This window comes from Paenibacillus sp. JNUCC 35 (assembly GCF_058269095.1).
Genome location: NZ_CM177771.1, coordinates 6,042,346 through 6,057,217 on the forward strand (window position 1 = coordinate 6,042,346; position 14,872 = coordinate 6,057,217).

The 14,872-nt window shown below is 53.0% G+C and carries 8 protein-coding genes, 1 tRNA gene and 3 rRNA genes; 1 reads left to right on the top strand and 11 read right to left on the bottom strand.

Going from position 1 to position 14,872, the window contains the following annotated elements:
* Positions 1 to 14: 14 nt before the first annotated feature.
* From darA to AC2TF6_RS27425, 4 genes are all read right to left on the bottom strand, one after another.
* Entirely contained in the window at positions 15 to 344 is a 330-nt protein-coding gene (darA, locus tag AC2TF6_RS27410) for a cyclic di-AMP receptor DarA (RefSeq protein ID WP_009671881.1), read from the bottom strand.
* A gap of 19 nt (positions 345 to 363) precedes the next feature.
* The gene (gene tmk / locus AC2TF6_RS27415; RefSeq protein ID WP_009671873.1) at positions 364 to 1,029 is read right to left on the bottom strand and encodes a dTMP kinase; all 666 of its coding nucleotides are present in this window, start codon (positions 1,027 to 1,029) and stop codon (positions 364 to 366) included.
* A gap of 46 nt (positions 1,030 to 1,075) precedes the next feature.
* On the bottom strand, positions 1,076 to 2,599 hold the full coding sequence (locus tag AC2TF6_RS27420; RefSeq protein WP_491309325.1) for an aminotransferase class I/II-fold pyridoxal phosphate-dependent enzyme: 1,524 nt from the start codon (positions 2,597 to 2,599) through the stop codon (positions 1,076 to 1,078).
* Between the two features lie 111 nt (positions 2,600 to 2,710).
* Positions 2,711 to 2,896 carry a sigma factor G inhibitor Gin gene (locus tag AC2TF6_RS27425; RefSeq protein WP_009671897.1) on the bottom strand — a complete coding sequence of 62 codons (186 nt, stop codon included), beginning with the start codon at positions 2,894 to 2,896 and terminating at the stop codon, positions 2,711 to 2,713.
* 271 nt (positions 2,897 to 3,167) lie between these two features.
* On the opposite strand from AC2TF6_RS27425, the gene AC2TF6_RS27430 reads away from it, so the two are divergent.
* The gene (locus AC2TF6_RS27430) at positions 3,168 to 3,683 is read left to right on the top strand and encodes a hypothetical protein (RefSeq protein ID WP_491309326.1); all 516 of its coding nucleotides are present in this window, start codon (positions 3,168 to 3,170) and stop codon (positions 3,681 to 3,683) included.
* 275 nt (positions 3,684 to 3,958) lie between these two features.
* Here the strand turns inward: AC2TF6_RS27430 and rrf are convergent.
* The 7 genes from rrf to pcrB all read right to left on the bottom strand — a co-directional run bounded on the left by rrf (position 3,959) and on the right by pcrB (position 14,645).
* A 5S ribosomal RNA gene (rrf, locus tag AC2TF6_RS27435) occupies positions 3,959 to 4,075 on the bottom strand.
* A gap of 166 nt (positions 4,076 to 4,241) precedes the next feature.
* Positions 4,242 to 7,159: ribosomal RNA gene (locus AC2TF6_RS27440) — 23S ribosomal RNA — on the bottom strand.
* A gap of 184 nt (positions 7,160 to 7,343) precedes the next feature.
* Positions 7,344 to 7,419: transfer RNA gene (locus AC2TF6_RS27445), tRNA-Ala, on the bottom strand.
* 76 nt (positions 7,420 to 7,495) lie between these two features.
* A 16S ribosomal RNA gene (locus AC2TF6_RS27450) occupies positions 7,496 to 9,049 on the bottom strand.
* Together the 16S, 23S and 5S rRNA genes with 1 tRNA gene alongside form the textbook arrangement of a ribosomal RNA operon.
* A 465-nt stretch (positions 9,050 to 9,514) precedes the next feature.
* Entirely contained in the window at positions 9,515 to 11,533 is a 2,019-nt protein-coding gene (ligA, locus tag AC2TF6_RS27455; protein ID WP_491309327.1) for an NAD-dependent DNA ligase LigA, read from the bottom strand.
* Between the two features lie 41 nt (positions 11,534 to 11,574).
* The gene (gene pcrA / locus AC2TF6_RS27460) at positions 11,575 to 13,908 is read right to left on the bottom strand and encodes a DNA helicase PcrA (protein WP_491309328.1); all 2,334 of its coding nucleotides are present in this window, start codon (positions 13,906 to 13,908) and stop codon (positions 11,575 to 11,577) included.
* A gap of 50 nt (positions 13,909 to 13,958) precedes the next feature.
* Positions 13,959 to 14,645 (bottom strand): heptaprenylglyceryl phosphate synthase, encoded by a 687-nt coding sequence (gene pcrB, locus AC2TF6_RS27465; RefSeq protein WP_491309329.1) that lies wholly within the window; start codon positions 14,643 to 14,645, stop codon positions 13,959 to 13,961.
* Positions 14,646 to 14,872 lie beyond the last annotated feature (227 nt).

Consider the following 14,872-nt stretch of genomic DNA (forward strand, 5'->3'; position numbering starts at 1 on the left):
CGGTCCCTGCCGATTTAGAAGTGCTCAAAACGTTCGACCGGAAGCAAGAATACGGCGGCACCGCCGACCTGCACTTCAACCGGGAACGGAATATATGAATCTGTCGTACCGCCCATCGGCGATACCGGCGTAACAAGCTGATCACGGACTTTGCAGTTAGCCTTGATCACTTTGAAAACTTCCGGAACCCGCTCATCCTCGATACCGATCATGAACGTCGTGTTGCCTGCACGCAGAAAACCTCCGGTACTGGCCAGCTTGGTTGCACGGAACCCTTCCTTGATCAAAGCATTGGAAAGACGATTGCTGTCTTTGTCTTGAACAACGGCGATTACGAGTTTCATCGCAGATCCCCCTCTTTCATTATACCTCAGGCTTTGGAAAAAAGACACGATCTAACAGTTGTTTACAATCCTGCAAAATATCATGAGCGATTTCATCCTGGGTGCGGTCCGCATCGATCAGGCAAATCCGTTTGGGATTCTGTTCCAGGATCTTCATAAACCCTTCCCGCACGCGGGTGTGATAGGCTTCGCCCTTCTGTTCAATACGGTCAAGACCTTCTCCGCCCGCTGACTGCGTCCTGGCCAAAAGCCTCCGACGGCTCGTTTCAACCGGAACATCCAGCAAATATGTGCGTGTAGGCTCCAGTCCTCCGGTCGCAAAACGGTTAATGGCCGCCACCTCATCGAAGCTGATTCCAAGTCCGTAGGCCTGATAGGCCAGGCTCGCATCGACAAAACGGTCGCAAAGCACGATGCGGTTCGCTTTCAGCGCCGGAACGATAAATTCCCGGACGTGCTGGGCACGCGATGCGGCGTAGAGCAGGACCTCCGTATGATCCGCCATCTCCTTGTAATCCGGCGTAAGAACAAGACTGCGTATGTGGTCGCTGATCGGTGTGCCTCCCGGCTCCCGTGTTACGACTGTATCATATCCGAGCGCCTGCAGCGATTCGGCCAGTCTCCGCAGCTGCGTCGTTTTACCCGAGCCGTCAGGACCCTCGAATGTAAGAAATAGTTCTTTCACATTACCCTCCTAAAAATAAAAACGAAACCAACCTTCCGGCCGGAAGTTATTCTATGTTGCTATTATGAGTATCCTCCGGAGTGTCCGTCAGAACCCTCAGGCTGCCTTTCGCCGCCTCCCGGCTTCCGTGAAATCTCGCTCCCGATTCGGCCAGCCGCTTAAGCTCTGCCGCCGTATCCTCATGAATAAGCTCTCCAGGATACAGCAAAGGAATTCCGGGCGGATAAGGGATCACCATTTCAGCGGATCTTTTTCCGGCGGAACTCTCAATCGGCATGACGCATACAGAGTCCTGTACGCTGTTCTTCATGTCTCGGGTAACGGGTATGTTCATGGGAACGGGTTTGGAAACGGAGTTAAGAAGAGGCTTATACATACTATTCGGGCTAATGCCCGGAAGTTCCTGCTTATTTGTCAAGTATTCCTTGGAAATGGCTTCACAAGCTCCCAAGGCTCTCTCCGCATCTTCAATTGTCGAGGCGGGCGTTAGAAGAAGCAGAACGGCTTTATCCGCGGCAAGCTCCACAAAACAACCGGCTTCTTCTAAAAATCCTTGCAGCTCGGAGCCGCTCAACGTTCCCGTCCCGTCGTATATCGTCACTTTGAAAGGATCCATATGCTCGTATGCGGTTTGTGCCGAATGATGTTTCAACTGCCTGAAACCGTATATGTCCTCCAGACCGTCACGGAGTCTTTGAACGGCTTTCAATCCTTCAGCGACCAGCCTCTCCCCATGGAGGTGCATCTGTCTCCTGGCTAAGTCGAGAGAAGCCATGATCGGATAGGACGGGCTGGAGCTTTGCAGCATCGCAAGCAGCATCCGTATCCTCTCCCGGTCCATCCGATCATGCCGGAGATGAAGCATCGCCCCCATCGTCATCGCCGTAAGCATCTTGTGGGTGGATTGGACCACGGCGTCGGCTCCGCATGCAAGCGCGGACTCCGGCAGCGCCGGATGAAAGCCGTAATGCGCCCCGTGGGCCTCATCCACCAGCAGCGGCAGGCCGTGCCGGTGCATCAGATCGGCATAGGGGCGCAAATTCACTCCCATTCCGTAATAGTTCGGATTGGTCAGCAGCAGCCCCTTCGCCTCCGGATACCGGGAGAGCGCGTCTTCGACGTCGCTCAACCTCACGGAGGCGGGTATACCGCTTTCCCCGTCGGTCTGCGGGAAAATAAACACCGCGTGCGCGCCAGCCAGCATCAATCCGTGAAGCACGGATTTGTGGGCGTTGCGCTGCACGAGAAGAATGTCGCCGGGCCCGCACAGCGACATGATCATGGCCAGGTTGCCGGCCGTGCTGCCGCCAACGAGAAAAAACGTCTCCGCCGCCCCGAAACAATCCGCCGCGAGCTCCTGCGCCTCGCGGATCGCCTCTTCGGGTTGGTGGAGATCGTCCAGGCCGCTGATCTCGGTATAGTCGAGCGTCATCAGCGGCTCAAAAAAAGGAGCGGCCTCACGGTCCGCTCCCCTGCCTGATTTATGACCGGGTACATGGAAACTGGCCGGTCTTCGTTCATAATGCTCCCTCATTTTTTCGAAAAGGGGCGCGTTTTCGCGATTTGGCATATCCAAGCATCCTTTGAAATCTTATATTCATGAAGTAAATTAAGCATACCTGTCAGCCGTCCCGAAAATCAAGGCATTTTTCGCGCGTTTACACACTTCCGCCGACCGGTATCAAGCGTTTTGCTTATAAAAAATTTGCTTTAACTGCCGGATAAAAAAAGAATATTTGACATCCATTACATCCGTACGCACAATTTCAGCCTCGCAAGCATCGCAGATAAATTCCGAAGCAATCTGAATGCCTTCCTGCTTTTCTTCTCCGCACACGATACATTTCACCAGAACCGGGTCTTCCATACGGATCACCTCTACTTTTTTTCCTATTAGCAGTATGTCCGGTTTACGATTCTTTTAGACGCAAAAGAAAGGTTTCAAGCACGTAACGGCGTCCCCCCTCCCCGTATGTACGGGATTTGGCACTTTTGCCTGCGTGCAAAGCTCTCATTGCAGCAAGCTTTCTCAACCTTTAATCTTTAAAAACCCTGGTCTAAAATCCGATATAGATAGAGTACCCTACTTATGAGATACTGACTAGAACAACAGACGTTTTAAACGGAGGCTTTCCAATTTGAAAAAAAACACTTCCAGCGATGCGATCATCTACACGTATACCCTTCTTCGACGAATTCCGCATCATCTCCTGCTGCTCGGCGTTTATTACGCATTTGCTGCGGTATGGGCGGTTAAGGCCCTGCTGACAGGCAGTCTGCTCTCTTTGTGTCTCGGCTATATTTTCGTTCAACTTCTTCATATGCTGGCAATCCGCGGGTATCTTCATTTTGTCAGAAAAGCGGAGCCTCAAGGCTGGTCTTTCCGGTTTGCTCATCTTTGGACAGGCTATATTCCCGCGCAGTACGTGATGCTTCGGTCTTTCGTCCGTCTTCACCTGCACCTGCTGATCTCGGGTTTCGCCGGTATATTGCTTCTATATCCTTGGTTCAGCGGTGCAACCTTATCCAATATCTTGTTTGTGCATTTGTGGATCTTAGGCGGGCGGTTTTATATGTTTTTGATGTTCCGAAAACAATATCAGGTCGGCTGGCTGCGCCTCCGTGCTAATGAAACTTCGTGTTACAAGCAGTAAGTAAGTCTTGCGTGCTTACAGACTTAACATTCCTGGAAATAAAATTGGTAAAAACGCGTTTCAAAAATGGAAATTATGGATTACAGAAATGGAAAATAAATTAAGGTGGGTGACTTTCGTCTTGTGACACCACCCGGTCGGGAACTGCCCGGCACAAAAAAAGATCGGATCAGGGGTTCTTTCTATCCTTGACCGATCTTCTTCCCGTACTATCTTAAATATCTCTAAACAACAAAAAACCTTTTCGAACTCTCATTCGAAAAGGTTTTATTTGTGCTTGGCAACGTCCTACTCTCCCAGGACCCTTCGGTCCAAGTACCATCGGCGCTGGAAGGCTTAACGGTCGTGTTCGGGATGGGTACGCGTGGTTCCCTTCCGCCATCGTCACCAAACAGGTGTCTATTCAGACACACCAGGGTTGCTCCCTGAAAACTAGCAGCGAAACGTGCAGTCGATCCATCCAAGATCTTGTGGTGCATATGCTTCCAACGTCAGACACTATCGTGTATGCTCGTAGCATATGTTTTCGATGCGGCCTTTCCTTTCGGAAAAAGCCTTGTGGTCAAGCCCTCGACCGATTAGTATTGGTCAGCTCCACACATTGCTGCGCTTCCACCTCCAACCTATCTACCTCGTCGTCTTCAAGGGGTCTTACTAATTGGGAAATCTCATCTTGAGGGGGGCTTCACGCTTAGATGCTTTCAGCGCTTATCCCTTCCGTACATAGCTACCCAGCTATGCCTCTGGCGAGACAACTGGTACACCAGCGGTACGTCCATCCCGGTCCTCTCGTACTAAGGACAGCTCCTCTCAAATTTCCTGCGCCCGCGACAGATAGGGACCGAACTGTCTCACGACGTTCTGAACCCAGCTCGCGTACCGCTTTAATGGGCGAACAGCCCAACCCTTGGGACCTACTTCAGCCCCAGGATGCGATGAGCCGACATCGAGGTGCCAAACCTCCCCGTCGATGTGGACTCTTGGGGGAGATAAGCCTGTTATCCCCAGGGTAGCTTTTATCCGTTGAGCGATGGCCCTTCCATGCGGTACCACCGGATCACTAAGCCCGACTTTCGTCCCTGCTCGACCTGTATGTCTCGCAGTCAAGCTCCCTTATGCCTTTGCACTCTTCGAATGATTTCCAACCATTCTGAGGGAACCTTGGGGCGCCTCCGTTACTCTTTAGGAGGCGACCGCCCCAGTCAAACTGCCCACCTGACACGGTCCCTCTACCGGTTAACGGTAGTAGGTTAGAACTCCGATACGATCAGGGTGGTATCCCAACGGCGCCTCCACCCAAGCTGGCGCTCAGGCTTCAAAGGCTCCCACCTATCCTGTACAGATCGTACCAAAGTCCAATATCAAGCTGCAGTAAAGCTCCATGGGGTCTTTCCGTCTTGTCGCGGGTAACCTGCATCTTCACAGGTATTAAAATTTCACCGGATCTCTCGTTGAGACAGCGCCCAAGTCGTTACGCCATTCGTGCGGGTCAGAATTTACCTGACAAGGAATTTCGCTACCTTAGGACCGTTATAGTTACGGCCGCCGTTTACTGGGGCTTCGGTTCACAGCTTCGGGTTACCCCTAACCGCTCCCCTTAACCTTCCAGCACCGGGCAGGCGTCAGCCCATATACTTCGCCTTGCGGCTTCGCATAGACCTGTGTTTTTGCTAAACAGTCGCTTGGGCCTTTTCACTGCGGCCCCCTCGTGCTATTCACACTACCGGGGCACCCCTTCTCCCGAAGTTACGGGGTCATTTTGCCGAGTTCCTTAACGAGAGTTCTTCCGCGCGCCTTAGAATTCTCTTCTCGCCCACCTGTGTCGGTTTGCGGTACGGGCACCTTCGCCTGGCTAGAAGCTTTTCTCGGCAGTGTGAGATCAAGACCTTCGCTACTGTAATTTTCGCTCCCCATCACAGCCCAGCCTTCACGATGTGCGGATTTGCCTACACATCAGCCTCACTGCTTGGACGGACATCCATCAGTCCGCGTCCCTACCCTGCTGCGTCACTCCATTGCTCGTAACGGCTTACGGTGGTACAGGAATTTCAACCTGTTGTCCTTCGACTACGCCTTTCGGCCTCGCCTTAGGTCCCGACTTACCCTGAGCGGACGAACCTTCCTCAGGAACCCTTAGGCTTTCGGCGGATCAGATTCTCACTGATCTTTTCGTTACTCATACCGGCATTCTCACTTCTGTACAGTCCAGCAGTCCTCACGATCTACCTTCACTCCGTACAGAACGCTCCCCTACCCATGCACACAAGGTGCAAGTCATAGCTTCGGTGGTGTGTTTAGCCCCGTTACATTTTCGGCGCAGAGTCACTCGACCAGTGAGCTATTACGCACTCTTTAAATGGTGGCTGCTTCTAAGCCAACATCCTGGTTGTCTGTGCAACTCCACATCCTTTCCCACTTAACACACACTTGGGGACCTTAGCTGATGATCTGGGCTGTTTCCCTCTTGACAATGGATCTTAGCACTCACTGTCTGACTCCCGGGGTAATGTCTGTGGCATTCAGAGTTTGACTGGACTTGGTAACCCTTGGCGGGCCCCGCACCCAATCAGTGCTTTACCTCCACGACACATCCCCCGAGGCTAGCCCTAAAGCTATTTCGGGGAGAACCAGCTATCTCCGAGTTCGATTGGAATTTCTCCGCTACCCCCACCTCATCCCCGAATTTTTCAACATTCGTGGGTTCGGGCCTCCAGTGCGTGTTACCGCACCTTCACCCTGGACAGGGGTAGATCACACGGTTTCGGGTCTACGCCTGCATACTATAGTCGCCCTATTCAGACTCGCTTTCGCTGCGGCTCCGCCTTTTCAGCTTAACCTCGCATGCAAACGTAACTCGCCGGTTCATTCTACAAAAGGCACGCCATCACCCATTAACGGGCTCTGACTTCTTGTAGGCACACGGTTTCAGGTTCTTTTTCACTCCCCTCCCGGGGTGCTTTTCACCTTTCCCTCACGGTACTGCTTCACTATCGGTCGCTAGGGAGTATTTAGCCTTGGCAGATGGTCCTGCCGGATTCCGACGGGGTTTCACGTGTCCCGCCGTACTCAGGATCCGTCTAGGCATACGTTCACTTTCGGCTACAGGGCTGTTACCTTTTCCAGCGGACCTTTCCAGATCACTTCACCTAATGAACTTTTGCCACATTGACGTCCTACAACCCCAAGGAGCAAGCTCCTTGGTTTGGGCTAATCCGCGTTCGCTCGCCGCTACTGACGGAATCACTATTGTTTTCTTTTCCTCCAGGTACTTAGATGTTTCAGTTCCCTGGGTGTGCCTCCAATGCAGCTATGTATTCACTGCATGGTAACTGCGCATTACCACAGCTGGGTTCCCCCATTCGGACATCCCCGGATCAAAGCCTGCTTACGGCTCCCCGAGGCATTTCGTCGTTCGCCACGTCCTTCTTCGGCTCCTAGCGCCTAGGCATCCTCCGTGTGCCCTTATTAGCTTGACCAAACGCTCCGTTATATCCTGACTCGTGCTATTAAGCTGCGCTTAACAAATCACTTCTCAGCATATAACCTCGCTTTACATCAAACCATCAAGGTTTTGGATGATTCTAGTTACATGTTTCGCTATCTAGTTTTCAAGGATCAACTTTGTAGTTCCCATCGGTCTGAAGACCTTTAGGAGGTTGATGGTGGAGCCAAGCGGGATCGAACCGCTGACCTCCTGCTTGCAAGGCAGGCGCTCTCCCAGCTGAGCTATGGCCCCATAAGCTCCATCAAAACTGAACAGAATTTACAACCAGCTTTTTATCGGAAGATTCGCTCTTCCGTTATATCCATAGAAAGGAGGTGATCCAGCCGCACCTTCCGATACGGCTACCTTGTTACGACTTCACCCCAATCATCTACCCCACCTTCGGCGGCTGGCCCCTTGCGGTTACCTCACCGACTTCGGGTGTTGTAAACTCTCGTGGTGTGACGGGCGGTGTGTACAAGACCCGGGAACGTATTCACCGCGGCATGCTGATCCGCGATTACTAGCAATTCCGACTTCATGCAGGCGAGTTGCAGCCTGCAATCCGAACTGAGACCGGCTTTTCTAGGATTGGCTCCAGATCGCTCCTTCGCTTCCCGTTGTACCGGCCATTGTAGTACGTGTGTAGCCCAGGTCATAAGGGGCATGATGATTTGACGTCATCCCCGCCTTCCTCCGGTTTGTCACCGGCAGTCAACTTAGAGTGCCCAGCTTAACCTGCTGGCAACTAAGTTCAAGGGTTGCGCTCGTTGCGGGACTTAACCCAACATCTCACGACACGAGCTGACGACAACCATGCACCACCTGTCACCTCTGTCCCGAAGGAAAGGCTTATCTCTAAGCCGATCAGAGGGATGTCAAGACCTGGTAAGGTTCTTCGCGTTGCTTCGAATTAAACCACATACTCCACTGCTTGTGCGGGTCCCCGTCAATTCCTTTGAGTTTCACTCTTGCGAGCGTACTCCCCAGGCGGCATGCTTACTGTGTTAACTTCGGCACCAAGGGTATCGAAACCCCTAACACCTAGCATGCATCGTTTACGGCGTGGACTACCAGGGTATCTAATCCTGTTTGCTCCCCACGCTTTCGCGCCTCAGCGTCAGTTACAGGCCAGAAAGTCGCCTTCGCCACTGGTGTTCCTCCACATCTCTACGCATTTCACCGCTACACGTGGAATTCCACTTTCCTCTCCTGCACTCCAGTCTCCCAGTTTCCGGTGCGAACCGAGGTTGAGCCTCGGGATTAAACACCAGACTTAAAAAACCGCCTGCGCGCGCTTTACGCCCAATAATTCCGGACAACGCTTGCCCCCTACGTATTACCGCGGCTGCTGGCACGTAGTTAGCCGGGGCTTTCTTCTCAGGTACCGTCACCCAAAGAGCAGTTACTCTCCTTGGCGTTCTTCCCTGGCAACAGAGCTTTACGATCCGAAAACCTTCATCACTCACGCGGCGTTGCTCCGTCAGACTTGCGTCCATTGCGGAAGATTCCCTACTGCTGCCTCCCGTAGGAGTCTGGGCCGTGTCTCAGTCCCAGTGTGGCCGTTCACCCTCTCAGGTCGGCTACGCATCGTCGCCTTGGTGAGCCGTTACCTCACCAACTAGCTAATGCGCCGCAGGCCCATCCGTAAGCCACAGATTGCTCCGTGTTTCACGATCTCTCCATGCGGAGAAATCGATTATCCGGTCTTAGCTACCGTTTCCGGTAGTTATCCCGATCTTACAGGCAGGTTGCCTACGTGTTACTCACCCGTCCGCCGCTAAGCATCAGAGGTGCAAGCACCTCATCCGCTCCGCTCGACTTGCATGTATTAGGCACGCCGCCAGCGTTCGTCCTGAGCCAGGATCAAACTCTCCGATAAAGTTGTGCCGACCTTACGGCCAGCGGTTTATCTCAAGCTGATTAAGCTCAATTTTAAATCTATGCTGGTTGTAAATTAGTTCTGTTCAGTTTTCAAGGAGCTTACTTAATGTTTGCGTCACTTGCGGTGACAAGAACTAATATTATCAGGCTTTTTAACTATTTGCAACCCCTATTTTAAAAGAATTTTCTTCCAGGTGTTTAAAGAGGTTGAAAACTGGGTACAAGCATGAGATTTAGGCTTCCAAAGCCTTTGAAATAACCCTGAATAGCCGCTGCTTTCTCCTTGCAGCGCGCGGCGCTTGGCATCCACGACGATGGTCAATCACATGGTGGCTGTCGCAAAGATCCCGCGGGATAAACCAGTAAACTGGTGGAGTTCCTCTCTCGAACTTCTTCTATATACAAGAGTAAAGACAAGGCCCGTACGAACGAGCCTTGTCTCTTGTATCCAAACGGCGTCTAGCTACTCTCCAAGCAGAGCAAGAAGCTCCTGCTCGTCATCTATAATGCGGATGCCAAGAGACTGGGCCTTGGCAAGCTTGCTGCCGGCACTCTCCCCGGCGATCACGATGTCCGTCTTCTTCGAGACACTGCCGGTTACTTTGGCGCCGAGGGCTTCGAGCTTATCCGCCGCTTCGTCCCGGCTCATCGCGCTGAGTGTACCTGTCAGCACGATGGTTTTGCCGAAGAGGGGGTGGCTCTCGTCCGCCGCGGCGGCCGGCTTTTCTTCCGCGCGAGGTGCGACGCCCGCCGTAAGCATGCGGGAGATGCTGTCCTGCATGAGCGGATCGCGGAAGAAGCTGTAGATGCTGTCGGCGACGATACCGCCGACATCCGGCAGCGCGATCAGTTCTTCGATCGACGCCTCCATGACCCTGCCCAGGCTGCCGAGATGCTCGGCCAGCACTTTGGTCGTGGTTTTACCCGTATTCGGAATGCCTAAAGCAAACAGGAAGGACGAAAGGTCGCACTCCTTGCTTTTCTCGAACGCGGCAAGCAGCTTGTTGGCTTTTTTCTCGCCGAAACGTTCCAGCTTGATCAGATCGTCATAAGTGAGCCTGTACAGGTCCGCAGGATCGCGTACGCCCACCTCCTGATAGAGCTGTTCCGCCGTCATGACGCTGAACGTATCGATATCCATCGCGTCGCGGGAAGCGAAATGAGTAATTCTGCCGATCATCTGAGGCCTGCAGCCCAAGCGGTTCGAACAGAATAAATGGGCCCCGCGCTGTTCAAGCGGAGTTCCGCAGGCCGGGCAATTTTCCGGGTAAACGATCTCTTCACCGTCAATCTCTTCCGTAGCTTTGCCGAGTATTTCCGGGATCACGTCGTTCGAGCGGCGAATATAAACAAGACTCCCCAGAGCATGCTTCAAGTTTTTGCGTTCGATGTCACCGATATTGTTCAGCGTACAGTTTTGTACGGTCACACCTGCCAGATCGACCGGTTCCACGCGCGCTACCGGCGTTATTTTGCCTGTGCGTCCCACTTCCCAGGATACGGATTCCAGAACGGTCGTAACCTCTTCAGCCTCGAACTTGAATGCGATAGCCCAGCGCGGAAATTTCTCGGTATAGCCCAGCACTTCCCTCGTACGCATATCCGCCACTTTGACTACGGCTCCGTCGATGAGGAAGTCATAGCTTAGGCGATTGCTTCCGATACGCTCCAGTTCCTCCATAACATCGTCGATGGAGTCGAAAAATTTGATGTCCGGATTAACTTTAAACCGATTCTCTTTAAGAAACTCCACCATCTCCCGGTGGTCGGTGAACCGAAGGTTATCGGAATAGCCTACATTATAGAAGAAAGCGCTCAGTTTGCGTTTCGCCGTTACTTGCGGATTCAGGTTCCGAAGAGCCCCTGCGGCCGCATTGCGCGCATTTTTGAACGGTTCGGCCGCCGTCTGATTATACTGATCCAAAACGGACAGGAACATCAGGCCTTCGCCCTGCACTTCAATGGTCCCGTCTTTGTACGGAATCTCCAGAGGGACGGAGCGGATGGTTTTCACCTGCTCCAGGATTCCCTCTCCTACTGCTCCGTTGCCCCGGGTCGAAGCTTGGACAAGTGTCCCCTTGTCATACGTCAAATTGAGGGTGAGACCGTCAAATTTGAGCTCAACGACGAAGGTCGGATGCGGCAGAGGATTGTCCGGATTCTGTTTGTTGTGCTCGCCAACGAGCTTCAGTACTCGCGTCAGCCACGCGTTAAGGCCGTCTTTGTCGCGCGTCTTGTCCAGACTCCACAGCCGGGAGAGATGACGGTGGGGTTCGAACCCTTTCAACAGCTCGCCGCCGACACGCCTTGTAGGGGAATTCGGAAGAGTCACTCCCGACTCCTGCTCCAATTCCACCAGCCGGTCATACAGCTTATCATATTCGGCATCGGTAACTACCGGGCGGTCCAGCGTGTAATAGTTGTAATTGTGCTGCTCGATAGCTTCGATGAGTGTCTTCATCTCCGCAGTGATGTCGGCCATCTATTTTCTTCCTCTCGTCTCATCTATTCCTTGAATTCGGGTTATTGCTTCGTAATCGGTGCAAACTTGGCCAAAAGCCGTTTGACGCCAACGGGCGCCGGGAAAGCGATCTGGAGCTCGGTATCGTCCCCCTTGCCTTTAACCGCCACGATAACGCCTGTACCCCATTTGCCGTGGGATACCTTATCGCCCATCTTGAAGTCTCCCGGCTGACTTCCCGCTGCCGCAGGAGCCGTACGGGGCGTACTGCGCACAGTCGAGGCTCCCGGAGAAGACTTGCCGAACGAGGAAGTCTGACTTCCCCAGGAAGATCCGCCCGCGGCCGATTGTCCGAAGCTTGTGGAGCCCGAGCTGCCGAAGCCGGAGGATGTTCGTCCGCCGAAGCTCGTACCGCCGCTGCGGGACCAGCCGGAGAATGTGCTGCCCCCTCCGCCGGACGAAACGATCTCCATGAGCTCCTGCGGAATCTCTTTGAGGAACCGGGACGGCGGGTTGGTGCTTGTCCGGCCGAAAAGCATCCGCATCCGGGCGCAGGAAAGGAACAGGTTTTCTTCGGCACGCGTGATCCCTACATAAGCCAGACGCCGCTCTTCTTCCAGTTCTTCGTTGTCCGTGGCAGCGCGGCTGTGAGGGAAGACGCCTTCCTCCATGCCTATGATAAAGACGACGGGAAACTCCAGGCCTTTGGCGCTGTGCATAGTCATCAAGACGACCGAGTCCTGAGGTCCCACATCTTTGTCCATCGTATCTATATCCGCAATAAGCGCGAGATCCGTCAGGAACGCGACAAGGGATTTGTCTTCATTGCGGGTTTCAAACTCGCTGGTAACCGATAAGAACTCGTCGATGTTCTCCAGCCGGGACTTGGATTCCAGCGTATTCTCACGCTGCAGTTCCATCCGGTATTGGCTCATTTCCAGAACCTTCTCGGTAAGTTCCGTTACGGACAAGTAGTCCACCATCCGGTGAAGGTTATGGATCATGTCCCGGAAGTCCGCAAGCGCGTTGCGCGTTCTCGCTGAAATTTCAAGCGATTCCACTTCATCGAGCATAGCGAACATAGAGATTCCCCGTCTGGCCGCGAAATCGGCCACCTTATCCAGAGTAGTATCCCCAATTCCCCGCTTCGGAACATTCACGACCCGCGTCAGGCTGATATCATCGTCCGGATTGGAGATAAGTCTTAAGTAAGCCAGAATATCCTTGATCTCTTTGCGGTCGTAGAACTTGACGCCTCCCACGATCTGATAAGGAATATCGGATTTAATTAAAATTTCCTCGATGACCCGGGATTGGGCATTGGTCCGGTACAGGACCGCGTGATCCCCGTATTTTTGCGCGGAACCGACGTTCTTATTGATTTCACCGGCGATAAAATACCCCTCGTCATGCTCGGAATCCGCCTGGTATACCCGGATTTTGCTGCCTTCGCCTTTGTCGGTCCAGAGATTCTTGGCTTTGCGGCCCGTGTTGTTGCCGATCACCTTATTGGCCGCCTGCAGAATGGTCGAAGTGGAGCGGTAATTCTGCTCCAGCAAAATGGTCGTGGCGTTCGGATAATCTTCCTCGAAGTTGAGGATATTCGTGATGTCCGCTCCCCGCCAGCGGTAAATCGATTGGTCGGAGTCACCTACGACACAGAGATTCTTGGATTTGTCCGCCAGCATCTGGCACAGCATATACTGGGCGCGGTTCGTATCCTGATACTCATCCACGTGAATGAAGCGGAATTTATTTTGATAAAAGTCCAGAACTTCAGGCACATCGGTAAAAAGCTGGATCGTCGCCATAATGAGATCGTCGAAATCCAGGGAGTTGTTGCTTTTGAGTTTTTTCTGGTACAGGGTATAGACTTTGGCCACAAGACCGTCAAAATAATCCCCGATCTTCTGCTCAAAACGCTGAGGGGTGATCAGTTCGTTCTTGGCTGTGCTGAGTGCGGCCTGAACGGCTTTGGGCTCGAATTTCTTTGTATCGATGTTGAGCTCTTTCATGCAAGTTTTAATAACGGATAATTGATCGCCGGAATCCAGGATGGAAAAATTCGAAGTAAACCCGATCCGGTCGATATCGCGGCGGAGAATCCGCACACACATGGAGTGGAACGTGGAGACCCAGATGTCGTTCGCGGACGGGCCCACAAGCTGTTCGACCCGTTCACGCATTTCGCGTGCGGCTTTGTTGGTAAACGTGATGGCCAAAATGCTCCAAGGGGCCACCCGTTTCGCTCCGATCAGATACGCGATTCTGTGGGTCAGCACCCGGGTCTTGCCGCTCCCCGCTCCCGCCATAATGAGAAGAGGCCCTTCGGTCGCTTCCACGGCTTTACGCTGCTGAGGGTTGAGCTTCTGAACGGCTTGCTGTATATCAATCATGAAATTACCTTCCTTCCACGGCTGACCGGCCGAAACCGATCCCCGCTTGTTTATATCAACGCCCGCACTGTTTCCAGCGCCCGGTCCAAATCTTCATATATAAGGTTGCCGACCACAATCGTATCGGCGGCTTCGGCCGCCAGCTTGGCTTTCTCGGGACCGTCAATGCCGCCGCCGTAGAAAAGCCGGGTGCCTTCGAGGACACGTCTCGTCCTTCCGACAAGCTCCATATCGCCGAAAGTTCCGCTGTATTCCACATAAAAAATGGGCAGCCTCAGCAGATGCTCCGCCATGCGGGCATAAGCCACAACGTCACGCTCGGTCAGATCCGTACGGGCTGCCGTCACTTTCGCGGCGGTAGATTCCCCGTTCAGAATGACATAGCCTTCGACTAGAATTTCATTCCAGTCCATGATAGCCCCGTATTCTTTGAGCGCCTCGTGATGCCGTCCGAGAATCCACTGGGGATCTCCGGCATTAAGCACCATCGGGATAAAAAACAGGTCAAAGCCCGGCACAATCGCTTCCGCATCGGACACTTCCAATATGCAGGGCACTTCAAATCCGCGTATCCGAGCAAGCAGATCCACGGTATTGTCAAACGTTACACCGGACGAGCCACCGACAAGAATGGCATCGGTGCCGGACAAGCAAATACGCTCCAGAGCCTCGTCGGATATTTCCCGGTCGGGGTCGAGCTTAAACACATGTTTCCAGGTTGAGCTGTCTACGATCAAAACGTTTCTTCCCTCCGCTCAAGCATAGGCGTAAATAAGCCGCCTGTCTGCACTTCAATACCCTCAGTCTATGCTACGCGTCCGGGTGTGTCAAATCAGGAAACAGACCTCTTTTTATTATAAAACAGGAATGTACGTTCGCGAAAGAGGAACTTCCATTTTGAGAGGTGGGAGTGAAAGGAAGCCCGCGCTTAGAGCCGGGAAAATAAAAAAAAGAAACCGGTCCG